The organism is Acidovorax sp., from assembly GCF_034519795.1.
GTDB lineage: Bacteria > Pseudomonadota > Gammaproteobacteria > Burkholderiales > Burkholderiaceae_C > Acidovorax.
The window spans coordinates 144947-168648 of the sequence record NZ_JAXHOB010000003.1; the positions used below are offsets into that span (position 1 = coordinate 144947).

At 68.6% G+C, this 23702-nt stretch carries 25 protein-coding genes, 1 pseudogene and 1 riboswitch; of the genes and pseudogenes, 12 read left to right on the forward strand and 14 right to left on the reverse strand.

What is annotated here, in order from left to right; translation table 11 throughout:
- Positions 1 to 4: 4 nt before the first annotated feature.
- Positions 5 to 1564, reverse strand: a complete 1560-nt coding sequence (locus tag U5N23_RS02595; RefSeq protein WP_322591296.1) for an ABC transporter substrate-binding protein — start codon at positions 1562 to 1564, stop codon at positions 5 to 7.
- 150 nt (positions 1565 to 1714) lie between these two features.
- Here U5N23_RS02595 and U5N23_RS02600 point away from each other — a divergent pair, with 150 nt between their 5' ends.
- Entirely contained in the window at positions 1715 to 2107 is a 393-nt protein-coding gene (locus U5N23_RS02600) for a RidA family protein (protein WP_007849612.1), read from the forward strand.
- Positions 2100 to 3053, forward strand: a complete 954-nt coding sequence (locus tag U5N23_RS02605) for a sugar kinase (protein ID WP_322591297.1) — start codon at positions 2100 to 2102, stop codon at positions 3051 to 3053. The genes U5N23_RS02600 and U5N23_RS02605 overlap by 8 nt, the downstream gene beginning before the upstream one ends.
- Positions 3054 to 3087: 34 nt before the next feature.
- Here U5N23_RS02605 and nhaR read toward each other — a convergent pair whose 3' ends face one another.
- Positions 3088 to 3984, reverse strand: coding sequence for a transcriptional activator NhaR (gene nhaR, locus U5N23_RS02610; protein WP_322591298.1), 897 nt, complete (start codon positions 3982 to 3984; stop codon positions 3088 to 3090).
- Between the two features lie 157 nt (positions 3985 to 4141).
- Between nhaR and U5N23_RS02615 the strand changes: the two genes are divergently transcribed.
- A complete protein-coding gene (locus U5N23_RS02615) occupies positions 4142 to 4696 on the forward strand; it encodes an Rrf2 family transcriptional regulator (protein WP_322591299.1) in 555 nt (184 codons plus the stop codon).
- A 62-nt stretch (positions 4697 to 4758) separates the two neighbouring features.
- On the opposite strand, the gene U5N23_RS02620 is transcribed toward U5N23_RS02615, so the two are convergent.
- Together U5N23_RS02620 and U5N23_RS02625 are read right to left on the reverse strand one after the other, a co-directional pair.
- Positions 4759 to 5172, reverse strand: a complete 414-nt coding sequence (locus U5N23_RS02620) for a VOC family protein (protein WP_322591300.1) — start codon at positions 5170 to 5172, stop codon at positions 4759 to 4761.
- Between the two features lie 40 nt (positions 5173 to 5212).
- Entirely contained in the window at positions 5213 to 5857 is a 645-nt protein-coding gene (locus tag U5N23_RS02625; protein ID WP_322591301.1) for a glutathione S-transferase, read from the reverse strand.
- A 225-nt stretch (positions 5858 to 6082) separates the two neighbouring features.
- On the opposite strand from U5N23_RS02625, the gene U5N23_RS02630 reads away from it, so the two are divergent.
- The 3 genes from U5N23_RS02630 to U5N23_RS02640 all read left to right on the forward strand — a co-directional run bounded on the left by U5N23_RS02630 (position 6083) and on the right by U5N23_RS02640 (position 8866).
- Entirely contained in the window at positions 6083 to 6580 is a 498-nt protein-coding gene (locus U5N23_RS02630; RefSeq protein WP_322591302.1) for a copper chaperone PCu(A)C, read from the forward strand.
- Positions 6581 to 6668: 88 nt separating this feature from the next.
- Positions 6669 to 7496: a PhaM family polyhydroxyalkanoate granule multifunctional regulatory protein gene (locus U5N23_RS02635; protein ID WP_322591303.1), complete on the forward strand. Its 828-nt coding sequence runs from the start codon at positions 6669 to 6671 to the stop codon at positions 7494 to 7496.
- Positions 7497 to 7558: 62 nt separating this feature from the next.
- On the forward strand, positions 7559 to 8866 hold the full coding sequence (locus U5N23_RS02640; RefSeq protein ID WP_322591304.1) for an FIST signal transduction protein: 1308 nt from the start codon (positions 7559 to 7561) through the stop codon (positions 8864 to 8866).
- Between the two features lie 15 nt (positions 8867 to 8881).
- Here U5N23_RS02640 and U5N23_RS02645 read toward each other — a convergent pair whose 3' ends face one another.
- Positions 8882 to 10036, reverse strand: coding sequence for a rhodanese-like domain-containing protein (locus tag U5N23_RS02645; RefSeq protein ID WP_322591305.1), 1155 nt, complete (start codon positions 10034 to 10036; stop codon positions 8882 to 8884).
- 226 nt (positions 10037 to 10262) lie between these two features.
- Between U5N23_RS02645 and U5N23_RS02650 the strand changes: the two genes are divergently transcribed.
- Positions 10263 to 11477, forward strand: coding sequence for a sulfite oxidase (locus tag U5N23_RS02650; protein ID WP_322591306.1), 1215 nt, complete (start codon positions 10263 to 10265; stop codon positions 11475 to 11477).
- Positions 11478 to 11490: 13 nt separating this feature from the next.
- On the forward strand, positions 11491 to 11811 hold the full coding sequence (locus U5N23_RS02655) for a cytochrome c (protein ID WP_322591498.1): 321 nt from the start codon (positions 11491 to 11493) through the stop codon (positions 11809 to 11811).
- A gap of 3 nt (positions 11812 to 11814) precedes the next feature.
- Here the strand turns inward: U5N23_RS02655 and U5N23_RS02660 are convergent, their stop codons facing one another.
- From U5N23_RS02660 to U5N23_RS02695, 8 genes are all read right to left on the reverse strand, one after another.
- Positions 11815 to 13134, reverse strand: a complete 1320-nt coding sequence (locus U5N23_RS02660; protein WP_322591307.1) for a D-amino acid dehydrogenase — start codon at positions 13132 to 13134, stop codon at positions 11815 to 11817.
- 93 nt (positions 13135 to 13227) lie between these two features.
- Positions 13228 to 13336: riboswitch (glycine riboswitch) on the reverse strand.
- A gap of 181 nt (positions 13337 to 13517) precedes the next feature.
- Positions 13518 to 14024: a YXWGXW repeat-containing protein gene (locus U5N23_RS02665; RefSeq protein ID WP_322591308.1), complete on the reverse strand. Its 507-nt coding sequence runs from the start codon at positions 14022 to 14024 to the stop codon at positions 13518 to 13520.
- Between the two features lie 140 nt (positions 14025 to 14164).
- Entirely contained in the window at positions 14165 to 14605 is a 441-nt protein-coding gene (locus U5N23_RS02670; protein ID WP_322591309.1) for a YXWGXW repeat-containing protein, read from the reverse strand.
- Between the two features lie 146 nt (positions 14606 to 14751).
- Positions 14752 to 15132, reverse strand: coding sequence for a DUF6463 family protein (locus tag U5N23_RS02675; protein ID WP_322591310.1), 381 nt, complete (start codon positions 15130 to 15132; stop codon positions 14752 to 14754).
- Between the two features lie 35 nt (positions 15133 to 15167).
- A complete protein-coding gene (locus U5N23_RS02680; RefSeq protein ID WP_322591311.1) occupies positions 15168 to 16499 on the reverse strand; it encodes an AarF/ABC1/UbiB kinase family protein in 1332 nt (443 codons plus the stop codon).
- A complete protein-coding gene (locus U5N23_RS02685) occupies positions 16496 to 17053 on the reverse strand; it encodes a DUF2867 domain-containing protein (protein WP_322591312.1) in 558 nt (185 codons plus the stop codon). Before U5N23_RS02685 ends, U5N23_RS02680 begins: the two co-directional genes overlap by 4 nt.
- The gene (locus U5N23_RS02690) at positions 17050 to 17892 is read right to left on the reverse strand and encodes a TetR/AcrR family transcriptional regulator (protein ID WP_322591313.1); all 843 of its coding nucleotides are present in this window, start codon (positions 17890 to 17892) and stop codon (positions 17050 to 17052) included. The genes U5N23_RS02685 and U5N23_RS02690 overlap by 4 nt, the downstream gene beginning before the upstream one ends.
- A gap of 156 nt (positions 17893 to 18048) precedes the next feature.
- A complete protein-coding gene (locus U5N23_RS02695) occupies positions 18049 to 18780 on the reverse strand; it encodes a helix-turn-helix domain-containing protein (RefSeq protein ID WP_057203997.1) in 732 nt (243 codons plus the stop codon).
- 116 nt (positions 18781 to 18896) lie between these two features.
- Between U5N23_RS02695 and U5N23_RS02700 the strand changes: the two genes are divergently transcribed.
- The 4 genes and pseudogenes from U5N23_RS02700 to U5N23_RS02715 form a co-directional block, all read left to right on the forward strand.
- On the forward strand, positions 18897 to 19772 hold the full coding sequence (locus U5N23_RS02700) for a hypothetical protein (protein WP_322591314.1): 876 nt from the start codon (positions 18897 to 18899) through the stop codon (positions 19770 to 19772).
- 44 nt (positions 19773 to 19816) lie between these two features.
- Positions 19817 to 21787: an MFS transporter gene (locus U5N23_RS02705; protein ID WP_322591315.1), complete on the forward strand. Its 1971-nt coding sequence runs from the start codon at positions 19817 to 19819 to the stop codon at positions 21785 to 21787.
- Complete coding sequence (locus U5N23_RS02710; RefSeq protein ID WP_322591316.1) at positions 21788 to 22312, forward strand: hypothetical protein; 525 nt, start codon at positions 21788 to 21790, stop codon at positions 22310 to 22312.
- 39 nt (positions 22313 to 22351) lie between these two features.
- Positions 22352 to 22672: pseudogene (locus U5N23_RS02715) on the forward strand (1-acyl-sn-glycerol-3-phosphate acyltransferase); the annotation flags it as partial.
- 8 nt (positions 22673 to 22680) lie between these two features.
- Here U5N23_RS02715 and U5N23_RS02720 read toward each other — a convergent pair.
- A complete protein-coding gene (locus U5N23_RS02720; protein WP_322591317.1) occupies positions 22681 to 23679 on the reverse strand; it encodes a tripartite tricarboxylate transporter substrate binding protein in 999 nt (332 codons plus the stop codon).
- Between the last annotated feature and the right edge of the window lie 23 nt (positions 23680 to 23702).

Here is a 23702-nt window from a genome sequence, read left to right on the forward strand (position 1 = left end):
GGGCTTACTTGGCCAGGCCGGTGTTCCAGAAGAACGGCCAGATCGCCGGCGTGTAGCCCTCGAGCTTGGCTGAGCGCGCCGACAGGCCGTTGAACTTGCCGACCTCGATGAAGGGCACTTCGTCGTACACCACCTGCTGCACGGCACCCCACAGCGGGCCGCGCTTGGCGATGTCGGTCTCTTGGTTGAAGGCCGTGAGCGTGGCCTTCTTGGCCGGGGAATCCCACCAGCCTGGTGCGCCCTCGCCGAGTTGCGGCGGCGACAGCATGGGCTCAGGGAACAGGCCCGAGTGCGTGAAGTACACGTCCCACAGCTTGGCGTCGTTGCGCCGCTGCACCAGCGTGGCCCAGTCCACCACCTGCAGCTCGGTCTTGAAGCCGGCCTTCTTGAGCTGCTCGGCCATCACCAGCGCCATGTTGTAGTGGAACTCGTACTGCCGGCTGGCCATGATGCGCACCGGCTGGCCGTTGTAGCCGGCCTTGGCGGCCTGGTCCTTGGCGGCCTGCGGGTTGCGCTCGTTGTACAGCTTGGCGCCCGCGTCCGAGTAGTAGGGCGTGCCCTTGGGGAAGAAGTTGGGCTCCACCACGAAGAAGCGGTTGTCGCCGAAGCCCGCAGCCAGCAGCTCGCCCGAGCCCACGGCAGTCTGCACCGCGCGGCGCAGCGGATGCGCGGCGAGCACGCCTTCCTTGGTGTTGAAGACGATGTAGGGGAAGCCGAAGTTCTTGGTCACGATGGGCACCACGGCCGGCGCGCCCTTGTCGATGCGGCCAGCCGCTTCCACGGGCAGCAGGTCGGCGTACTGGAACTGGCCCGACAGCGCGCCCTCCACGCGCGTGTTGGCGTTGGGCACGGGCACGAAGCGCAGCTCGTCGAGCAGGGCCTCGCGGCGGCCGGCGTAGCCGCTCGGCGCCTCCTTGCGGGCGCTGTAGGTGTCGTGGCGCACCAGCACCGTGAACTGGTCGGGGCGGCGTTCCTTGAACTTGTAGGGGCCGGTGCCGATGAAGTCCTTGAGCTGCGGCGCAATGCTCTCCTTGGCCATGATGGCGGCCATGCCGCTGGGCAGCGCCAGTTGGGCCAGCAGCGGTGCGTAGGGCGCCTTGAGCTTGAGCTCCACCGACAGCGGGCCCTTGGCGGTGAGCGAGACCACTTCCTTGCCCACGGCCTTGCCACGCGGCGACAGTTCCATCCAGCGCTGCAGCGAGGCCACCACGTCGTCGGCGTTCAGGTCGCGCCCGTTGTGCAGCTTGACCTCCTTGCGCAGGGCGATGGTGTAGGTCAGCCCGTCCTTGGACACGGTGGGCAGGCTTTCGGCCAGCATCGGGGCCACGGCCCAGTTCGCGTCGAAGGTGTACAGCGGCTCGTAGACATGCTGCATGATGGTGCCGACCAAGTCGGCTGTGCTCACCATGGGGTCCAGCCCCTGGGGCTCGCCGACCATGGCCAGGTTGGCGGCGCCCCCCTTGGCGGGTGCTGCCAGGGCGGGCTGGCCCGACCCCAGGGCCACGAGCACGGCAGCCGTGGCTGCCAGGCCCAGAACACTGCGCCGGGCGGCCTGAACAGGCATTCCGGGCGTCAACCAATCACGGATGGATGAGGATTGCATCGTGGCTCCATAAGTAATAACATTACATTTTTAATCGTAGATGACTCGTTTATGAAAGTCAAACGGGTTTTTTCCGATGATTTATGTAAATTCATTACACAAGGAGCTTGCATGAGCCACGTAGAACTGCTGGGCCAGTCCCCCATCGCCTCCGACCGCCAGGCGCGACCCCTGTCGCCCGCCACGCGCGCCGGCGACTTCGTCTTCGTCTCGGGCCAGGTGCCCACGGACGACCAGGGCCAGGTCATCGTCGGCGGCATCGAGGCGCAGACGCGCCAGGTGTTCCAGCGCGTCAAGGACGCCCTGGCGCTGGCCGACTGCACCCTGGCCGACGTGGCCAAGGTCAGCGTCTGGCTGGCCGATGCGCGCGACTTCGGCAGCTTCAACCGGGTCTACATGGAGTGCTTCGGCGAGCACCGCCCCGCACGCTCCACCGTGGAGTCGCGCCTCATGATCGACGCCAAGGTCGAGATCGACGTCACCGCCTACAAACCCCGTGCCTGAGCGCGCCACCACCTCCGTGGGCAAGACCTTCGACGTGGTGGCGCTCGGCGAGGCCATGGTCGAGTTCAACCAGGTCCACCCCGGCCAGCCGCAGTACCTGCAGGGCTTTGGCGGCGACACCAGCAATGCCGCCATCGCGGCGGCGCGGGCCGGCGCGCGCGTGGCCTACCTCACGCGCATCGGGCAGGACAGCTTTGGCCGGGCGCTCACCGCGCTATGGCGCGCCGAAGGCGTGGACACCCGCGCGGTGCAGAGCGATAGTGAGCACCCCACGGGCATTTACTTCGTCTCGCACGGGGCGGCGGGCCATGAGTTCAGCTACCTGCGCGCCGGCTCGGCCGCCAGCCACATGGCGCCGCAGTGGCTGGCGGGCGAGCCTGCGGCCGCGCTGCAGGCCGCGCGCATCCTGCACCTGTCGGGCATTTCGCTGGCGATTTCGCCGCAGGCCTGCGACACGGCGTTCGAGGCCATGCGCCTGGCGCGCGAGGCCGGCACGCTGGTGTCCTTCGACTCCAACCTGCGCCTCAAGCTCTGGCCGCTGGCGCGCGCCCAGGCCTGCATCGCGCAGGCCGTGTCGTTGTGCGACATCTTCCTGCCCAGCCTGGAGGACATGCAGGCCCTGACGGGCCTGAGCGACCCCGACACCATCATCGACTGGGGCCATGCGCGCGGTGCAGCCACCGTGGTGCTCAAGCTCGGCGCCGACGGCGCCCTGGCCAGCGATGGCCGGCACCGGGAACGCATCGCCGGCCTGCGCGTCACGCCGGTTGACGCCACCGGTGCGGGCGACTGCTTCTGCGGCAACCTGCTGGCCCGCCTGGCCCAGGGCGACGACGTGTTCGCTGCAGCGCGCTACGCCAATGCCGCGGCCGCGCTGGCCGTGCAGGGCTATGGCGCCGTGGCGCCCCTGCCGTACGCGCGCCAAGTGCAGGTGACGATCACCTGAATCGCTGGGGCAGGGCCGTCGGCACCTGCCCCGGTCATGCCGCGAACAGGTCGGACCGGGCGGCCTTGGTGATGGCGGCCACGCAGGGGTGGCTGATGCGCCGCTCCACCGAGATCGCGAAGAATTCCTCCACCAGTTCCGTGGAGCGGCCTATCACCTCCACCCCGAACTGGGCCTGGGTCTCCTCCTCCAGCACCGTGGGCGAGGTGAACACCCCGCGGCCCTCGCGCCCGAAGGCGTTCATCAGCGCGCTGTCGTCGAACTCCCCCACCAGGCGCGGCTGCAACTGGTGCTTGTTGAACCAGTGGTCGAGCTGCTGGCGCACCGACGACATGGGCCCCTGGATCAGCATCGGCGCGCCGTGCAGGCATTTGGGGAACGGGCCTTGCAACTGGCTGCGCAGGGCCGGCGCACAGAAGAAGCTCATGGCGCTGGTGCCCAGCGCGTGGTTGAAGGCCTTGACGCCGATCTTCCTGGAGACCGGCTCGTCCGCCAGCACCAGATCGAGCCGGTTCAGGCTCAGCTGTGCCACCAGTTCGGAGAACTTGCCCTCGTGGCAGGTCATGTGCACCTGCTCGGCCAGGCCCAGGGCCGGCTCCAGCAGGTGGTAGGCGACCGACTTGGCCACCGAATCCGCCACGCCCACCCGGAACGTGATCGGGCGCGACTGCCCACGCGCCAGGCGGATCGATTTTTCGAGCTCGTCGCCCAGTGCAAAGATCTGTTCCGCATAGCCCAGAGCCACCCGGCCCTCGGCGGTCAGCTCCAGCCCCCGGCCGCGCTTCCTGAACAGGTCGTGGCCCAGCCACTCCTCCAGTTGCTTGATCTGGCCCGACAGCGTCTGCGGCGTGGTGTTGAGCTGCTCGCCGGCGCGCATGATGCCGCCCGCCTTGGCCGTGGTCCAGAAATAGCGCAGGTGCTTGAAGTTCATGCCGTCTCCTTGATACTTCGTAAAAATCGAAGTAAAAATCTCAATAAATCGAATATACGCGAAGTGTCGAAATCCCTACAGTACGTACATGGACAGATCGCGGAACGCCCCTTCGGGCACCGAACCCTGGCCATGCAACGTTCACAAGGAGTCAAAGATGCGTATCACTACCCGAGGGCAACTTGCCGTGTCGGCCATGACCGATCTCGCGCTGCGCCAGCAGATGCGTCCTGTGGCACTGTCGACCATCAGTGCGCGCCAGGGCACCTCGCTGTCCTACCTGGAGCAGCTGTTCAGCGCGCTGCGGCGCGCCGGGCTGGTGGACAGCACGCGCGGGCCGGGCGGCGGCTACACGCTGGCGCGCCGCGCGGACCAGGTGTCCGTGGCCGACATCATCCTGGCGGTGGAAAACCTCAAGGGCGACGACACCCAGAGCCTGGCCCAGGGCCAGGCCGCGCAGATGAGGGCCATGACGGGTGAGCTGTGGATCACCTTCAACAGCCGGGTGATGGACTACCTGCAGTCCGTGACCCTGGCGGAGCTGGTGACGCAGGAGCTGGCCCGTGGCGTGGTGGTGGAGTCCGGCGAACCGGCGCCGCAGCAACGCGCCCGTGCCGTGCCCAGCACCAAGCCCAAGCCACGCCTGGCAGGGCTCGGTGTGCCCAACTCGGTGTTCGCACTGGGGAGCATGCCGCTGATGCAGCGGCGCTGACAGGGTGCCGAGGAGGGCGGCGGCTGCCGCCCCTGGCTCCCTGTGTCTGGGGCGGTGGCGGCCTACGCCGCGTACACCTGTTCCATGGATTGGAAGCCCTTCATCTCGATCGGGTTGCCGCTCGGATCGTGGAAGAACATCGTCCACTGCTCCCCCGGCTCGCCCTCGAAGCGCACCTGGGGCGCGAGCACGAAGGGCGTGCCGGCCGCCTTCAGGCGCTCGGCCACGGCCTTCCAGGCGGGCAATTCAAGAATGGCGCCGAAGTGCGGCATGGGCACCAGGTGCTCGCCCACATGGCCGGTGGCGGCGCTGGCGAACGGTGTGCCCAGGTGCAATGAGATCTGGTGGCCGAAGAAGTCGAAATCGACCCAGGTGTCGGTGCTGCGGCCTTCGCGGCAACCGAGCACGCCGCCGTAGAAGCGGCGGGCTGCGTCGAGGTCGGTGACGTTGAAGGCGAGGTGGAAAAGGCTGTGCATCGGCGCAGGATAGCAGCGGATGCGCTCCCCCCTGGCGACGTCAGCCTTTCGGTCTGGCCAGCATCTCGGCCGTGTTGGTCTTGCGGTCGGCATTCACGCGCGCCACATGGGGGCGCTCGCTCATGCGGGCCAGGTAGTCGCGCACCGGCAGCTCGGCCAAAAAGTCGCGGCCGTAGATGATCTTGGTGGCCGAGGACACCAGCGGCAGGTGCACGATGGCCGCGCAGTCCGCCGCGGTGAACGTATCGCCGCCGATGAAGGGGCTGAACTTCGTGAGCTGTGCGAATGCGGCGATGTTCCTGGCCAACTGCACGCCGACCTTCTCGCGCGCGGCCTCGCTCACCGTGCCGCCGAAAAAGGCCTGCGGGTAGAGGTTGCGTGCCACCAGCTCCAGGTGCAGCTCCATGAAGGTGATCAGCTCGCGCACCTTGCCGGCGGCCAGCGGCTCGGCCGGGATCAGCGGGTGTTCGGGGTAGGCCGACTCGATGTAGTCGGCGATCACGGCCGACTCGCACAGCGTGCCGTTCGGGGTGCGCAGGTAGGGCACCTTGCCCAGCGGGCTGGCACTGCGGTCGGTCTCGCCGATCCAGGCCAGTTCCTCGGTGAAGGGCACGCCTTTTTCCAGCAGCGCGAGCTTGACCTTGTTGTAGTAGTTGCTGGCCGAAAAGCCGCAGAGGGTGAGCATGGGGTGTCTCCTGAATTGCCTTGGGGGCTGTGGGTTGGCGCCAGCCGCCATGCTAGGGGCTGGCCGGGGCTGGGCGCGTCGCGCAGATGACGCCCCGGCGGCTTGCCAGGGTGCCCATCCCTACAATGAGGGAGCACGCGCTTGCTGCGCAACCCTTTCCATTCTCAGGAGCGGCCGCCCTGGCCCCGCCATCGGCGCCGCCACCGTTCTCCAGGAGCCTTTTGCATGACTTTCTCCCGCACCCTCGCCGGCCTCACCCTGTGCACCCTGCTGGCCGCCCCTGCGCTGGCCCAGGTGGCCGACGTGAAGGTCGAGGGCGCCTGGGCCCGCGCCAGCGTGCCGGGCCAGAAGGGCACCGGTGCCTTCATGAAGCTCACGGCACCGCAGGGTGCGCGTCTGGTCAGCGCTTCATCCCCTGCCGCTGGCGTGACCGAAGTGCATGAGATGAAGCTCGATGGCGATGTGATGCGCATGCGTGCCGTGCCGGTGCTGGAGCTGCCCGCCGGCAAGCCCGTGGAGCTCAAGCCCGGGGGCTTTCACGTCATGCTGCTGGACCTCAAGGCACCGCTCGCCAAGGACAGCACCGTGCCGCTCACGCTGACCTTCAAGGACGCCAAGGGCGTGGAAAGCAGGCTGGACCTGACCGTGCCCGTGGCCACCAGTGCGCCGGGCACACACTCGGCGGCGCCAGCCCACGCGCATGGGCATGGGCACAAACACTGAGGAAGAAGCCCCCTGCATGCCATCGCCAGCGGCCACCCATTGGGGTAAGCTGTCAGGAGCGATACACCACCCATCTTGCGGAGCGGCCATGAGCGACACATCCAATTTCGGTTTCGGCAAATTCGTCCCCGGCTTCGATTTCCTGCAGAGTCTGGCGAAAGGCGCGTCGACCAGCATTCCGCAATTGCCCAACCTGTCCAATTGGGTGGCGCCGACCATCAGCGTCGAAGAGCTGGAAAAGCGCATCGAGGAACTCAAGGCCGTGCAGTTCTGGCTGGAGCAGAACTCGCGTGCGCTCTCCGCCACCATCCAGGCGCTGGAGGTGCAGAAGATGACGCTGGCCACCTTGAAGGGCATGAACTTCAGCATGGGTGACGTGGCCAATGCCTTCAAGCTGAAGACCGCCGATACGGTGATGAGCGGGGTGCAAAAGGCTGCCGACACGGTGAGCGGTGCGGCCGGGGCCGTCGCCGGTGCGGCTGCCCGGGTCACCGGCCGAGCGAAGGAGGAAGAGCCAGAGGAAGCCGAGGCCGAGCCCGAGGTGCAGGCGCCCGGCAAGGCCAAAAAGGGCAAGCCAGCGGCCTCGGCACCGGACGCCTCCGTGGTGGATCCGCTGCAGTGGTGGGGCGCGCTCACCGGCCAGTTCCAGCAGATCGCCGCCAACGCCATGAAGGACGCGGCCAAGCAGACCGCCCTCGACACCACCAAGAACATGGCCACCGGCCTGGCCAAGGAAGCCATCAAGACGGCCACCGGCATGGCCAGCCAGTTTGCTGCCAAGGGCATGAAGGGCATGGCCGGCGAGCGCAAGCCCGCCGCCAAAAAGGCTGCAGCGGCCAAGCCGGTTGCCAAGGCCAGGCCGGCTGCGAAGAAGACCACGGCGGCCAAGCGCGCGCCGCGCAAGCGCGCCGGCTGACACCGGCCCGTGCGTCCCACGCGGGTGGGCATCGCGCACCCGCCTGCGAGAAGACACACACCATGAAACTTTTCCCTTCCGGCCATGCCACCCACCCCCAGTGGCGCATGGCTGCGGCCCTGGCACTGGCGCAGTTGCGCGCGCAGATGGCCCTGCCCCAGTACGCGAGCATCCCCAGGCTGGGGCTGCTCTACATCACCGACCACTATGCGGGCGAGGCCCAGGCCCTGCTCGACCACCTGGCCAGCGAACTGCCCGAGGTGACCGACTGGAGTGGCACCGTGGGCGTGGGCGTGGCCGCCAACAACGCCGAGTACTTCGACGAACCGGCGCTGTCCGTGATGCTGCTCGACGTGTCGCCCGACCAGTACCGCGTGTTCTCGGGCGTGGCTCCGCTGCCGCGCCAGCCGGCCAGCGGTTTCGCGGCCCACACGGCGCTGGTGCATGCCGATGGCCATACGCCCGAACTGGCCGAGCTGCTGGCCGAGATGGCCAGCCGTACCGAGACCGGCTACCTGTTCGGTGGCCTGAGCGCCAGCCGGGGCGCTGGCGTGCAGTTCGCCGTGGCGGGTGACGGCAATATCGCCGGGCAGGGCGGTGCCGGCGGCGTCTTCGATGGCGGCCTCTCGGGCGTGGCCTTCGGTTCCGAGGTGGCCCTGGTCTCGCGCGTCACCCAGGGCTGCCAGCCCGTGGGGCCGCTGCGCAGCGTCACCGCCGCGCATGAGAACGTGGTGCTGCAGCTCGATGGCGAGCCCGCGCTCGACGTGCTGCTCGACACGCTGGAGGTATCGCTCGACGGGGATCCGCAGCCCGCGCTGCGCAAGGTGCGCGCCACGCTGGCCGGGTTGGTGGACGCGGGAGCGCAGCCCCAGGGGCAGCAGCGCACGGGCCATTTCGGCACCGACACCCGCGTGCGCCACATCGTGGGCCTGGACGGCGCGCGCCGCGGTGTGGCCCTGGGCGACAAGGTGGAGCCGGGCATGCACCTGGCCTTCTGCCAGCGCAACGTGGCGGCGGCACGCGCCGACCTGATGCGCATCTGCGCCGAGATCCGCGAAGAACTGGAGCCCGAGGAACTGGAGCCTGCGCCCCTGGAGTCGCAGGACGACCATACCGGCCGGGCCATGGCACCGGCGCCCGGAGCGGCGGCGCAGGGCCCGGCCGCTGCGCAGGGCGGGCGCCACATCCGCGGCGCCATCTACGTGAGCTGCTCAGGCCGCGGCGGTCCGCATTTCGGCGGGCCCAGTGCGGAACTGCAGATCGTGCGCCATGCGCTGGGCGACGTGCCGCTGACCGGCTTTTTCGCGGGCGGCGAGATCGCGCACCACCACCTGTACGGCTATACGGGCGTGCTCACGGTCTTCACCTGAGCTGCAGCCAATGCATCAGCTGCTTTCGGTAGGCAGCCCGTCGGCATCCCACTCGGGCAGGCCGCCGCGCAACCAGTACACCGTCTTGTAGCCCTTGCTGGCCGCGACCTTGGCCGCCTTGTAGGACTTCCAGCATTCGGCCCCGTTGCAGGCAAAGATCACGGGCTTGCTGCGGTCCACCTTCTCCAGGGCCTGGAAGTCGTCCTGTGCGGCGTTGAAAGCCACGTCCTTGAGGCTTTTTTCCACATAGGCCGCGAACACCGCACCGCGGATGCGCTTGGTCTTGAATTCCTTCTCGGTGCGTGTATCGACCACCACCGCTCCTTGCGCCTGCAGCTTCTGCGCCTCGCGCGCCGTGATGCGGTTCACGCCGGGCAGGCTGTTGGGGGTGAACAGGCCGAGTTCCGCCACGCGGCGGTACTCCTGTGCTTCGGGGCGCAAGGCCACGGGGCTCAGCCCCACGCTACTGGAGCCCGACGCGAACCACTGGGCCAGGCGTGCCTTGACGTCGGCGGGCAGGTCCTTCTTCACGGTGATCGAGAAGCCGCCCGGCACCGGCTGCGAGGTCGCCAGCACCCGCGCATCGCCCTTGTGGGTGGCGGACCATTCGGCCCAGTCGTCCGCCCGCACCACGGTGGCATCGGTGCCGCCCAGCACCAGCGCGCTCAAGCCCGCCTGCGGGTGCTTTTCGTGCAGCACGGACTTGAGGTCCTGGAACGACAGGCCGGCTTCGTTCAGCATGCCGCGTGCCATGTAGGTGTAGATCGAGTCCTGCTGAGGCAGGTACAGGCGTTGGCCTTTCATCGCCGCCACATTGGCCACCTGGGGCGAGCCCACGAGCAGGTACAGGTCCGATTTCTGCGTGGCGCCCACGAGCTCATACCCGCGCTGCAGCGCCGAGGCGGCCACCTGGGCCGGGCCGATGAACACATCGTAGCCCGCGCTGCGCGTGGCGCGCATGACATCGGCCAGGTCTTCGCTGGTGGCCACGGTGGCGGGTTGACCCGCTGCCTTGGACAGGCCCGACTCGAACCCGCTGCGCAGGATGCTGTGCGCCGCCCTCTTGGCCGTGGGCTCCACGGCCACGATGGCCGTGAGCTGGGCCTGGGCGAGGGGGCTGAGCAACAGCAGCAACAGGGACAGCAAGGCAGGGCGTGTTTTGCGGTACATGGTGGCTCCTCCGGCGTCTGTCAGGCGATGTCAAATATGCACCAGAGCGCTACCGAACACACGTCCTTGGGGGTGTTGTTGCCATTTCTTACACCTGCTCTCACAAACCCCCAGGGCAAATCGGGTCTGCCATACCAGAATGGGATATGCCCCGCATGCTGGCAGCCGTCTGAAGGCGGTGCCGCCTGCGGAACCACCTGCCTTGTCAACTCTGGAGGAACGTTCCATGAAGAATCCCGTGACCTTGCCACGCCGGCACCTGCTCACCGGCAGCGCCGCCGCACTGAGCGCCCTGGGGCTGGCCGCATGGACCAGGGGCGCGCATGCGCAGGCCACGCCGGCTGCGGCGGCCAAACCGCTCCCCGCCTATGCGGCGTGGAAGAACCCTGCCAGTCTGATCGTGCACAGCAGCGGCACGCTGGAGACGCGCCGCGGGGCGTTCGGCACGGGGGTGGTCACGCCCTCCAGCCAGCTGTACATCCGCAACAACCTGCCGTCGCCCGATGCCGCCATCGTGGCCGAGCGCGATGCCTGGACGGTGTCCATCGAGGGGGTGAAGGCGCCGCGTGCGCTCAGCCTCGCCGAGCTCAGGACCCTGGGCATCGAGACCGTGACCACGGTGCTGCAGTGCTCGGGCAACGGGCGCGGATTTTTCCCCAGCAAGCCCAGTGGCACGCCGTGGACGGTGGGTGCGGCAGGCTGCGTGGTCTGGAGCGGGGTGCCGCTGCGCAACGTGGTGGCCGCCCTGGGCGGGCTGGCGGGCGCTGCGGCCTACCTCACGGGAACGGGCGGGGAGAAGTTGCCCGAGGGCGTGGACCCCCTCACGGTGATCGTCGAGCGCTCGGTGCCCATCAAGGCGCTGGACGATGCCATCCTGGCCTGGGAGATGAACGGTGAGCCGATGCCGCTGGCGCATGGCGGGCCGCTGCGCCTGATCGTGCCGGGCTACCAGGGGGTGAACAACATCAAGTACGTCAAGCGCGTGGCCTTCGGTGCCGAGCAGTCCCAGGCGCGCATCATGTCGCACGGCTACCGCATGTCGCCGCCCGGCACCAAGGCAGGTCCCGAGCAGCCCTCGGTGTGGGAGATGACGACCAAGTCATGGATCAACGGCCCCCTGCCCGAGCAGGGCACGCTCAAGGCCGGCATGGTGCAGGTGCATGGCGTGGCGTTCGGCGGCACGCGCGGCGTCAAGGGTGTGGAGGTGTCGGTGGATGGCGGCAAGACCTGGCAGGCGGCCCAGCTCATCGGGCCCGACCTGGGCCGCTTTGCCTGGCGCCAGTTCGTGCTGCCCGTGCGCCTGGCCGCAGGTTCGCACGAACTGCTCAGCCGCGCCACCGACACGGCGGGCAACGTGCAGCCCGAGCAGCGCGAGGAAAACCTGGGCGGCTACAACAACACGAGCTGGCGCGACCACGGCGTGACCGTGGTGGTCGCCTGAAGCGGTGCGCATCCTGCGCACGGCGGTTGCGATCTGGCTGCTGGCGCTGACCAGCAGCGGCGTCTGGGCCGCGGATGCCGGCGAGCTGGCGCGGGGCAAGGAGCTGTTCGGCAAGATCCAGCCGTCCTGTGCGGTGTGCCACACGCTGCAGGCCGCAGGTGCCGAGGGCCAGGTCGGCCCCGTGCTCGATGAGCTCAAGCCCAACGCCGAGCGCGTGCTGCGTGCCCTGCGCGCGGGCATCGGCGTCATGCCCTCCTATGCCGACAAGCTCAGCGACAAGGACATGCGGGCCCTGGCGCACTTCGTGGCACAGGCCAGCGGCGCTGCTCCCTGAGCGTCAGGCCTTGTGGGCCGCTGCCGTGGGCAGCCGGCTGGGTGCCGCGCTGTGCGGCATGCCCGTGAACGCGAAGTCCAGCTCCGGCGCCAGTCCGCTCACGATGCGCGCCACCGATTTGCCCGAGCCGCAGGCATGCGTCCAGCCCAGGGTGCCGTGGCCGGTGTTGAGGAACAGGTTGTCGAGTTTCGTCTTGCCGATCAGCGGTACGTTGCTGGGTGTGGCGGGGCGCAGGCCGGTCCAGAACTGGGCCTGGCTGGCATCGCCGGCACCCGGGAACAACTGCTCCACGCGGCGCACGATGGCGTCGCAGCGCACTTGGTTGAGGTCGCGGTTGTAGCCGTTGAGTTCGGCCGTGCCGGCAATGCGCAGGCGGTCGCCGCGCTCGCTGGTGTAGCGCGAGAAGACCAGCTTGTACTCGTCGTCCGTCAGGCTCACCTGGTGCGCCATCGATGCGTCCTTGACCGGCATGGTCACCGAGTAGCCCTTGGCCGGGTAGATCGGCAGGCGGATGCCCAGGGGCTGCGCCAGCAGCGGGCTGAACGAGCCCATGGCGAGCACGAAGGCATCGCCGTGCACGCGCTCGAAGCGGCCTTCGGCGGTGGTCACCTCCACATGGTCGATGCGTCCGCCGGCCTCGCGCAGCGCCGTGATGTGGTGGCCCAGGCGGAACTGCACGCCTGCGGCCTCGCACAGGCGCGCCAGCTCGCGCGTGAAGGTGTTGGCATCGCCCGATTCGTCCTCGGCGGTGTAGGTGGCACCAGCCAGCTGCGGGCGGATATGGGCCAGGGCCGGCTCGATGCGCATGGCCTCGTCGGCGCTGATGACCTGGCGTGCGCAGCCGAGCTGGCGCATCTGCTCGGCCGGGGCCAGGGCGCCATCGAACTCCTTCTGGTCGGTATAGAAGTGCAGGATGCCCTGCGTGCGCTGGTCATAGTTAATGCCGGTGGCGGCGCGCAGCTGTTGCAAGGTGTCACGGCTGTAGGTACCCAGGCGCACGATCTGCTCGATGTTGTGGCGCGTGCGCGCCGGCGTGCAGTTGCGCAGGAAGGACAGGCCCCAGAGCCATTGGCGCATGTCGCCGCGGATGCGGAACAGCAGGGGCGCGTCTTCCTTGCCCAGCCACTGCAGCACCTTGAGCGGGGCGCTGGGGTTGGCCCAGGGCTCGGCATGGCTCACCGAGATCTGGCCGCCATTGGCAAAGCTGGTTTCCGCACCGGGCGCGCCCTGGCGGTCAATGACGGTCACCTCGTGGCCGAGCTGCTGCAGAAAATAGGCCGAAGTCACGCCGAGCAGGCCGGCGCCAAGAACGATCACACGCATTTTGAAAGCCTTTGGAAGGGCAATCGCCAGGCCTGTCGGTGTCGCTGCGCCAGAGGTTGCGATAGCGCGCAGCGGGCACGTCATGGCCCGGCTGCCGCTCCCCCTGTCCTTGGTACCTGAGAGATTCACCGCGGCCCCTCATGGGCTGCGGCTTGCTCCTTCGGTGCGCTACATGGCGTAGCGGCTCTCCAGACGGCCTTGATGGATGGTGCAGTACGGAACCTGAGCGTGCATGGGAGTTTGCGCCTTCGGTGAAGCGGACATTGCCGCTTGCTCTCCTGCGACGGCCATTCTAGGCCGGTGCCGACGCACAAAGACGAACGCTGCAGCTAATGTGCGGCGTTCGTTGCTGATACAAGGACCGGGCCGGGCCCGGTCCTGGATCAGTTGCGGCGGGGATTGTCCGGGTTGCTGTCGCGGCGGTTCGATACCCCGTCACCATCGCGGTCCCGGTCATTGCGGTTGCTCACGCCATCACCGTCGCGGTCCCGGTCATAGCGATTGGGTACTCCATCACCGTCACGGTCCCAGCCGCCACGGCGCATCTCCCAGCGCCCGTCGCGCTCGTACCAGGTGGGCTGGCGGTAGACATAGCCGGGGCGGGCCTTCACCCAGTGGCCGGCCACCCACACATGGCGGTTGCCGCGCCAGTCCCAATGGCCTGCTTCCCAGACCTGACCACGGCGGGGGCGCGGCACGGCTTCACGGCGGGGTGGCGGGGGGGCAGGGATCACCTGGTACACGGGTTGCGGGCGGTAGCTGCCGCGGTTGCCGTCGGACTGGATGATGACCGTGCCTTGCACGGCCGGTTGTGCGTTGGCCACCGATGAGAGGCTCGCCAGAGCGAGCGTGGCGGCAATCAGGGCTGCAGAAGTTGTTTTGTAGGCCATGGTGGACTCCTTTTCATGTTGTATTCGTCGCCTTTGTATGGTGGCAGGCCACGGCGCAATGTCTGTAGGCGCGTGGCCTTGCCGCCTGTAGGCGGGTGGGGGCGGCTGCAAGGTTGCCGCAGGGCAACCCGCTGCCGACATCAGTTGCGGTAGGGGTTGTTCGGACGCCTGTCGTGGCGATTGGGCACGCCATCGCCATCGCGGTCCCAGCCGCCGGGACGCATGTGGTGGCGGCCGCCGCGCTCTTCCCAGCGCGGCTCGCGGTAGTGGTAGCCAGGGCGGGCCTTGACCCAGTGGCCCTGGATCCAGACGTGGCGCCCGCCACGCCATTGCCAATGGCCGGGCACCCAGGCCATGCCGCGGCGGGCGTGGGGCCGCGCTTCGTAGCGGGGCGGGGGTGGCGCGTGGTACTGCACCGGGGTGACCTGCAGCGGCGCCAGGGCGGGGCGCTGCACAGGGTGCTGGTAATAGGGGGTGCCGGTCTGGATGACGACGGTGGCGCTGGGGGATGCCAGCGCCGGGGCAACGGCAGCCAGCGACAGCAAGGCCAGGGAAGCGGCGGCGAGGGCGATGCGGGCCATGAAGGTCTCCTTGGAATGATTCCTTGCGGAACCGGAGCCTTGATCGTGGGCGCTTTGCGTCAAGCCGGTGTAGTGCTCGTGCGAAGAGTTGTAAGCGGGTGTTTCGCCAACGCACCTTGCGCGCCCAAAGCGTGATTTATGTCACGTCAGCGGAGCAACAGCGCCAGGGCCGGCGGCAGCACCAGCCAGAAGCCCGACACCGGCATCAGCACCACGCCGGCCAGCACCAGGGCCAGCAGGCACCAGCCCATGGGCCGCAGCGCCACGGCCGGCTGGCTGCGCTCCAGGGCCGTCACCTCCCATGCCAGCAGGGCCAGGACCGCGCCGAACAGCAGGAACCAGACGGCGGCACCCAGGTCCATGTCGTCTGCCACGGCGTTGAACACACCGCGCTGCCAGAGGATCTGCCACTGCGGGGCGAACAGGACGGCCGCCGCCAGCGTGTGCAGCAGGGCCACGGCCAGCAGCCAGCGGCCCTTCCAGGGGCGGGCAGCAAGGGTGAAAAGGGACCCGAGAAGGCTGTGCACGGAAGGCTCCTTGTCGTACGGGGAATGGGGAGGGGTCAGCCGATCCAGCGGTCGGCCTGCGTGTGCACCTGCGCCCGGATTTCGGTCAGCAGGTGCATGAGCCCGAGCCAGGCGCGCTCGAAAGCCGGTAGCTCGGGCGGTACGCCGGCCAGGTGCCTGGCCAGCACCTTCTGCTGTGCCGCCACGGGGGCGGGCGGTCGGCTCTTGCCTGCGAAGTCGAAGACCGGCTCCGTGAAGGGCTCGGTCTGCCAGGCCTGCATGATCGACAGGGCAGGCATCAGCTCGTCGGTGAAGGTGGTTGCATCCATCGATGCGTCCACCAGCCCCAGCGCCACGTAGGCCTGCAGCACGCCCTGGGCATGGGCCGGCGATGCAGGCTGCAGCAGCGCGCGCCAGGCCCGAAGCACACCGCTGCGGAACGCGGGCGACAGCTCGCGCGTGCAGCCGAAATCGAGCACGCCGAGTCGCCCGTCCGGCAGGAACAGAAAGTTGCCCGGGTGCAGGTCCGCATGCATGTGCCCGAGGCCGAAAGTGCAGTGCATGAACCAGTCCCAGAGCAACTGGCCGGCCTGGTTGCGCGCGGCCTGCGTGGGCTCGCTGCGCAGCCATTCCCCCAGGTGCAGGCCCGGCAGGTACTGCTGGGTGAGCACCTGTGCGCGGGTGTGCGATGCGATGGGCTGCGGCACCACGATGCCGGGCAGCGCCGCATGTTCGGCAAACCACTGCAACTGCCGGGCCTCGTGCAGGTAGTCCACCTCGTGCAGCAGCGTGCGCTCGATCTCCTGCATCACCCGTTCCACCACGACATCGCCGGGCAGGGGCAGGTCGCTGTGCGCCAGGGCGCGCAAGGTGGTGCGCAAGAGGCGCATGTCCGAGGCAATGGTGGTGGCAATGCCCGGGTACTGCACCTTGACCGCGACGGCGCCATGCCCGGCCAACTCGGCGCGGTGCACCTGGCCCAGGCTGGCGGCGGCAAAGGCCCGGGGCTCGAAGCGGAGGAACAGGGCCTCGGGCTCCTGCCCGAAGGTCTGGCGGAACACCCGGCCCACCAGCGCGCGGTTGAGTGGCGTGGCCTGGTGGCAGGCGCGCGCCAGCTCGCGCCGCACCCCCTCGGGGAGAAAGCTGGTATCCATGCTCAGGATCTGAGAGACCTTGAGCGCCGTGCCGCGCAACTGCCCCATGGCCTGGAACAGGATGCGGCCCATGGCCGCCTCGTGCCGGGCTTGAGCATCGGCCTGTGCCACTTCGTCGGCGTGGGCGGGCCGCATGCGCTGGCCCAGTTGCGCCAGGCCCAGGCGCGCGGCCGTGAGGCCGGTGATGGTGCCGCGCGCCAGTGTGCCCGTGCGGGGCGGCTTGGCGCCGGTCATGCGCGGGGCCGCGCCGCTGTGCCTGCCGATGCCAGGCCTTGTGCCCGGGCCAGCAGGGTCCGCACGATGCGCCTGTGGAACGGCGCGATCACGGCCATGTAGGTGTGGCCCAGCGCGTTGTGGATGTGCACCACGGAGGAAAGAGCCAGCACGGCCTGCCCGTCCTGCATGCGCTTGTGCAGCGACACCTGCACGTTCAGGTGGCGGTCGTCCACGCCCATCACCACCTCGCGCTCGCCCAGGTGGCGGATCTCGAAGAAACCCACCAGATCGCCCACGCGGTAGCCCGCCGCAGTCCGGCGGGTGCCGTCATGCAGTTGCCCCACAGCCTTGAGGCCGACCATGCGCACCACGCGGTTGCGCAGGGCCATGAGCGCGCGTGTCCAGCCCGGCGTTTGTTTCACCATGTCGAGCCAGGTCTGCAGCGCGCTGCTGTCGGGCGTGGGGTCGGCCGCTTCGAAGCAGTCGGCGAACTGTGCGCCGGGCAGCCGCGATGCGATCACGCTGTCCTGGGGCAGTGGGGTGGCGCGGACGGTGTTGTGGGCGGGGCTCATGGTGTGGCCTTGCGGGTACGGGGTTTGCGGGCGGGTTTGGGCGCATCGGCCTCGGGGGGCGGGGCCGCCGGACGCGCACGCGTCGTGCGCGTTGTGTCCACCGGGGGCACCATCGTGTCCGCCAACGCGCTTTTGGCCATGCGCAGCACGCCCACCAGGCCGCTGCCATGCTGCATGAAGCGCGCCATCTGGCTGCGCAGCATGAAGCCGCCCAGCTGCAGCACGCGGTTGACCAGGCCCGCGCGCAGCGCCAGCACCGCCACGCCCAGTGACAGGTCCACGAGCTGCGTGGTGTCTGCGAACTCGTCCGATTCGTCGGCCAGCCAGTAGGCCACCACGCCTGCCAGGTAGTCGCCGTACAGGCCGCTGGCCACGCCCTTGAAGTCGCAGGGCTCGATCTCGCCGCTGGCCTCGGCCGCTTCGATGAAGCCGGCCACCGCCTCGCGCAGGGCCTGGCGTGCCGACAGCGGCTCGGCCAGCATGGACAGCGGCGAGCGCCTGGCCAGCGTGCGCAGCTCGGCGACGAACTCGCGGTCGGGCAGCAGGCGTTCGAGCACGGCGTCGGTCAGGCGCTGCAGCTTTTCCTGCAGGTCGTAGTCCGCCAGGCCCGGCGTGGCCAGCGTGTCGGCCAGGGCGCTGCGCACCGCTTCGTCCATGTAGCCCAGCACGATGCGGTCCTTGGTCGGGAAATACTTGTAGATCGTCGCATCGCCAATGCCGGCCGCGCGCGCGATGTCCTTCATCGTCGTGCCGTCGAAGCCCTGGCGCGTCATCAGATCGACCGCGCTGGCCACGATCTGGCGGCGCGTAGCGTCCTGCTGTTGGCGGGTGGTTTTCATATTCTTTAAATTCCATGAATTTGGTGCTTAAAGAATAGTGAATTCCGTTTAAACCGTCAAGCGGCTTCGGAGCGCGCAGGCACTGCCCTGCCCATCTGCCGGCATGTCCGGGCAGGTCGGCGGGGTGGTTTTGCTGTCGGAAAGTAGCGGCGCCGCTCAGCGCCGCATGCCGGTGAAGGCCTCGAACTCCCAGCTGCGCAATGCCAGCAGCAAGGTATAGCCCTCCAGCTCGCGGGCCGGCAGCTTCTGGTCGGCCAGATGCTGCTGCGCAAAGTCCTGGGCCACGCGCTGCATGCGCTCCATGAAGGCCGGCGCCAGGCTGCGGCTGATGGTGCCGTGCACCAGCAGCACGCCCTCGCCCGCGCCATCGAAACCCCCGGCGAAGTAGTCGAGCAGCGCATGCTCGCGAAAGTAGTTCATCACCGGGCCATGGGGCCGCCAGCGGAAGGTCTTGGCCAGCTTGAGCCGGTAGCGGTTGAGCGGCCGCAACTCGATGATGCCGATGCGGTCGAGCTGGGCCAGGTACTTGATGCCCTCGGCCTCGGAGAGGCGGTAGGTGCCCGTCACCTGCTCCAGCGTCCACTGGCTGAGCACGCAGATGGCCATCAGCAGCAGCCGCTTGTCGGCCACCACGGCTTTTTCCTGCTCCTGGGTCAGCTCCTTGAGCAGGGGCTGGCTGTCGGCCACGCGGCGCGCCAGGTCGGCGAAGTCCAGTGCCAGCGCGCGGCAGATGGCATCGATGCGCGACAGCGGCATGTCCCCCTTGGCCAGCATGCGCTTGACGCTGGACTCCGCCATGCCCAGCTGCTGCGCCAGGTCGGCGTAGGTCATCTGCGCGGTCTTGAGTTCCTTCTTGAGGGCGGTGACGAGGTCGGCGGTGGTGCTCATGGGTATCGATTATCGGTACCTCTGGTGTTTTCGGTAGCCCTTTGCACAGATTTCGGTACCGATGGGCCCCCGACTTCCCCACACTGCGCCCACCACCCACTCCCGGAACCCGAACCATGCCACTGCCCTCCATTTCGCCCGCCCCGGGCCTGTCTCGCCCGGAGGCCGGTCTGCTGCTTGGCGCCTGTGCGCTGCTGGGGCTGGCCGTGTTCGGCCCGGTGCTGCAGGACAGCGCCCACCAGCACGGCTTTGCCGACCAGCGCACGCTGCTGGGCATCCCCTGCGCGCTCGATGTGCTGAGCAATCTTGCGTTCGCCGTCGCCGGCGCCCTGGGCCTCGCGTGGCTGGTGCGGCTGCCGCGGGGGGCCGTGGATGGCGTTTCACGTGCCCTGGCCGGGCTGTTCTTCGCTGGCCTGGTCTGCACGTCGATGGGCTCGTCCTTCTACCACTGGCGTCCCAGCGACTTCGGGCTGCTCTGGGACCGGCTGGGCATGGTGCTGCCGTTCGCAGGCCTGCTGGGGCTGGCGGCGGCGGGCCGCGTCAGCCAGCGCGCCGGCATCGCTGCGGCGGGTGCCGTGCTGCTGGGCGGCACAGCGGCCGTGCTGTGGTGGGCGCTGTCCGGCAACGTGCTGCCCTGGGCCGTGGTGCAGTTGGGGGGCATGCTGGTGGTGCTGGCACTGGCCGCCCTGCCGCAGCGCGCTGATGCCCTGGCCGTGCACCTGGGTGCGGTGATCGCCTTCTATGGGGTGGCCAAGCTGTTCGAGGCCGCCGACCATGCCGTGCTGGAGGCCACCGGCCAGTGGGTATCGGGCCACAGCCTCAAGCACCTGGTTGCGGCCAGCGCAGCCTTGCCTGTGCTGTCGGCACTCGCCGCACTGCAGCCGGGCGCGATGGGGCATGGCACTGTCGCCGCAACCGGGCAGAATGGCGCCCAGCACCGGCCGGCAAGCGGGCCGGCCACGGCGCGCAGCGCACGCCGCCAGGGCGCCTGACAAATGCCGTTCTTACACACCAAGATGCAAGCGAGGAGAGACGCATGAGCACCGAGACCCCTTCTGCGGGCGCGAGCCCCCTGCACGGCAGCCCTGGCGTTCAGGGCAGCCATGGCGGCCATGAAGATCCCAACCAGTTCGCACTGCTGCGCCAGCGCCGCTTCGCCCCCTTCTTCTGGACGCAGTTCTCGGGCGCAGCCAACGACAACCTGTTCAAGTTCGCCTTCACGGTGATGGTGACCTACCAGCTCAGCGTGGGCTGGCTGCCGCCGGCCATGGCCGGGCTGGTGATCGGGGCGCTGTTCATCCTGCCGTTCCTGCTGTTCTCGGCCACCTCGGGCCAGCTCACGGACAAGTACGACAAGACGCGCATGATCCGCTTCGTGAAGAACCTGGAGATCGCCATCATGCTGGTGGCGGCCGTGGGCTTCGTGGCCGGCAACGTGCCCATCCTGCTCCTGTGCACCTTCCTCATGGGCATGCACTCCACGCTGTTCGGGCCGGTGAAGTTCGCCTACCTGCCCCAGGTGCTGACCGAGCGCGAGCTCACGGGCGGCAACGGCATGGTGGAGATGGGCACCTTCGTCGCCATCCTGCTGGGCAATGTGGCCGGCGGCCTGCTGGTGGCCCTGCCGGGCATCGGCCACACCACGGTGGCCATCGCCTGCGTGGCCCTGGCCCTGGCCGGGCGCCTGGTGGCCCAGGCCATCCCCTCGGCGCCGGCCACCGACCCGGGCCTGGTCATCAACTGGAACCCCATCACCGAAACCTGGCGCAACCTCCGGCTCGCGCACGGCAACATCGTGGTGTTCCGCTCCCTGCTGGGCATCAGCTGGATGTGGTTCTTCGGCGCCGTGTTCCTGTCGCAGTTCCCGAGTCTGGCCAAGGAGGTGCTGCACGGCAACGAGCAGGTGGCCTCGCTGCTGCTGGTGGTGTTCTCGGTGGGCATCGGCATCGGCTCGCTGCTGTGCGAGGTGCTTTCGCGCCGCCATGTGGAAATCGGCCTGGTGCCGCTGGGCGCCATCGGCATGAGCGTGTTCTCCATCGACCTGTACTTCGCCGCACGCAGCCTGCCGCCGTCGGAGATCATGGGCCTTGGCGCCTTTCTCGCACAGAGCCAGCACTGGCGCGTGATGCTCGATCTGGCGCTGCTGAGCCTGTTCGCCGGCCTGTACAGCGTGCCCATGTACGCGCTGATCCAGATGCGCAGTCAGCCCACGCACCGCGCACGCATCATCGCCGCCAACAACATCCTGAACGCGCTGTTCATGATCGCCAGCTCGCTGATCGCGGGCGCGCTGCTGGGCGCCGGCTTCACCGTGCCGCAGATCTTCCTGTTCACCGGCCTGGCGAATGCGGTGGTGGCGTTCTACATCTTCATGCTGGTGCCCGAATACCTGCTGCGCTTCGTGGCCTGGGTGTCCTCGCGCTTCGTCTACCGCTTCAAGGTGCAGGGCGACGAGAACCTGCCCACCACCGGCGCAGCCATCCTGGCCTGCAACCACGTGAGCTTCATCGACGCGGTGCTGCTCATGGCGGCCAGCCCGCGGCCCATCTACTTCGTGATGGACCACCGCATCTTCCGCGTGCCGGTGCTCGGCTGGCTGTTCCGCCTGGCCAAGGCCATCCCGATCGCGCCCTACAAGGAAGACCCCGCCATCTACGACGCTGCTTTCGAGCGCGCGGCCCAGGTGCTGCGCGAAGGCGACCTGCTGGCCATCTTCCCCGAAGGCGGCATCACCAAGGACGGGCAACTGCAGGAGTTCAAGGGCGGCATCATGAAGATCATCGACCGGGCCCGCGAAGAGGGCATCAACGCCCCCGTGATCCCCATGGCGCTGACCAACCTCTGGGGCTCGTACTTCAGCCGCATCGAGCAGGGCGGGGCCATGGTGCGCCCCTTCCGCCGCGGCTTCTACAGCCGCGTGGGCCTGAAGGTGGGGCACGCCGTGGCGTCGTCGGAGGTGCAGCCCGCGCTGCTGCGCTCGCGCGTGGCCGATCTGCTGGGCACCTGAATGCCGGATACCGACTGCCTGCAAGCACAGGAGCGGGTGGCGCTGGCGCGCCGGATCATGTCGTTCCTGCGCGGGATCGGCCTGGCGGTGACCGAGGCGCCAGTGCCTCCCGAGAGCTTCCTGCCGGGTCTGCGCATCGTGCAGGGCGGCCTGCAGGTGGACCTGGACCAACTGCGCTGGCCGGGTGACCTGCTGCACGAAGCCGGGCACCTGGCCGTGGTGCCGGCCACGCTGCGCGCCACCATGGACGACGCGCTGGCCGAGCTGCCCCCTGTCCCCCACGCAGGCGAGATCGAGGCCACGGCATGGGCCTGGGCAGCCTTGCGGCACCTGCAGTTGCCGTCCGAGGTGCTGTTCCATGACGGTGGCTACCATGGCCGGTCCCAGGGCTTGCGCACCACCTTCGAGCTGGGCGTCTACCTGGGCGCCGCAGGGCTGGTGTCGGCGGGCCTGGCGGCCACGCCTGCGCAAGCATCGGCAGGGGCCGCTCCCTATCCGCATCTCATGGCCTGGCTGCGCTCCTGAACCCGGGCCTTGCCGATTCGGTCAGGGGGCTCATACCCGTTGGTGCCCGGGTACCTGCTGCGCTTCGTGGTCTGGATGGCCTCGCGCTGCATCTACCGCTTCAAGGTGCAGGGCGACGATGACCTGCACCGCCAGCGGTGCCGACACCCTGGTCGGCAACCATGTGGGCTTCATCGACCCGGTGCTGCCCATGGCGGCCAGCCCCCGGGCCCATCCACTTCGTGATGGACCAACCGCATCTTCCGCGTGCCGGTGCTCGGCTGGCTGTTCCGCCTGGCCAAGGCCATCCTGATCGCACCCTACGCGGAAGATCCCGCCACCTACAACGCCACTTTCGAGCGCGCTGCCCAGGAGCTGCGTGGCCGCGTTCACTCCGCGCGGATGTTCGCGCGCCGGGCAATCGCCCGCATGCGCGGTAGTTCGTCCTCGATCTGCGCGAGCACAGCGCTGCCGGGGGCGTAGGCCTGCTCCAGGCCACTGGCGATGAGCTTGCTGCGTATCTCGGCATCCGCCATGGTTTCGGACAGCGCCTTTTCCAACCTGGCCTTTGCTTGGGCGGGCAGGCCTCGGGGCGCGACCACGGCCAGCCACGAGTCAGCAGCAAAACCTGCAAAGCCGCTTTCCGCCACCGTCGGTACATCGGGCAACCGCGTGGCGCGCGCGGCGCCCGTGACGACAATGGCCTTGATCTTGCCCGACTTGAGCTGCGGCAGCGCCGCAGCCACCGTGTCGATGGTGAACGGGATCTGCCCGCCCATCAGGTCGCTCATGGCCGGCGCGCTTCCCCGGTAGGGCACGTGCAGCAGCTTGATACCTGTGGCAGACCACATCAGCTCGGCGGCGAAATGGCCGGTGGTTCCGCTGCCGAACGAGCCGTAGGAGAACTTGTCGGGAGCCTGGTGCGCTGCCGTGATCAACTGCTTCAGGTTGTCCACAGGCACATCGCGATGGGCCAGCAGGATCAGCGGCACGCGCGCCACCATGCCGACCGGCTCGAAGCTCTTGAGCGGATCGTAGGGCAGCTTGTTGTTGAGCGCGGGGTTGGCGGTGAAGGTGGAGCCGGAGCTGATCAACAGCGTGTAGCCATCGGCAGGAGCATTGGCCACGAAGGATGCGCCCACGATAGTGCCTGCCCCGGCCTTGTTCTCGACCACGATCGGCTGGCCCAGGCGCTCGCCCAGCTTCTTGCTGATCAGGCGGCCCACGATATCGACGGCCCCGCCAGGCGGGAAGGGCACAACCAGCTGCACCGGTTTGACGGGGTAGCCATCGGCATGTGCCTTGGCCCCTCCACCCAGCCCTGTCACTGCAATGGCTACCACGAACACGGCGACGCTTGTGCGTCGGTTCAGATGCAAGCACTTCATTTGGCGATCCTTCGGGTGAGGGC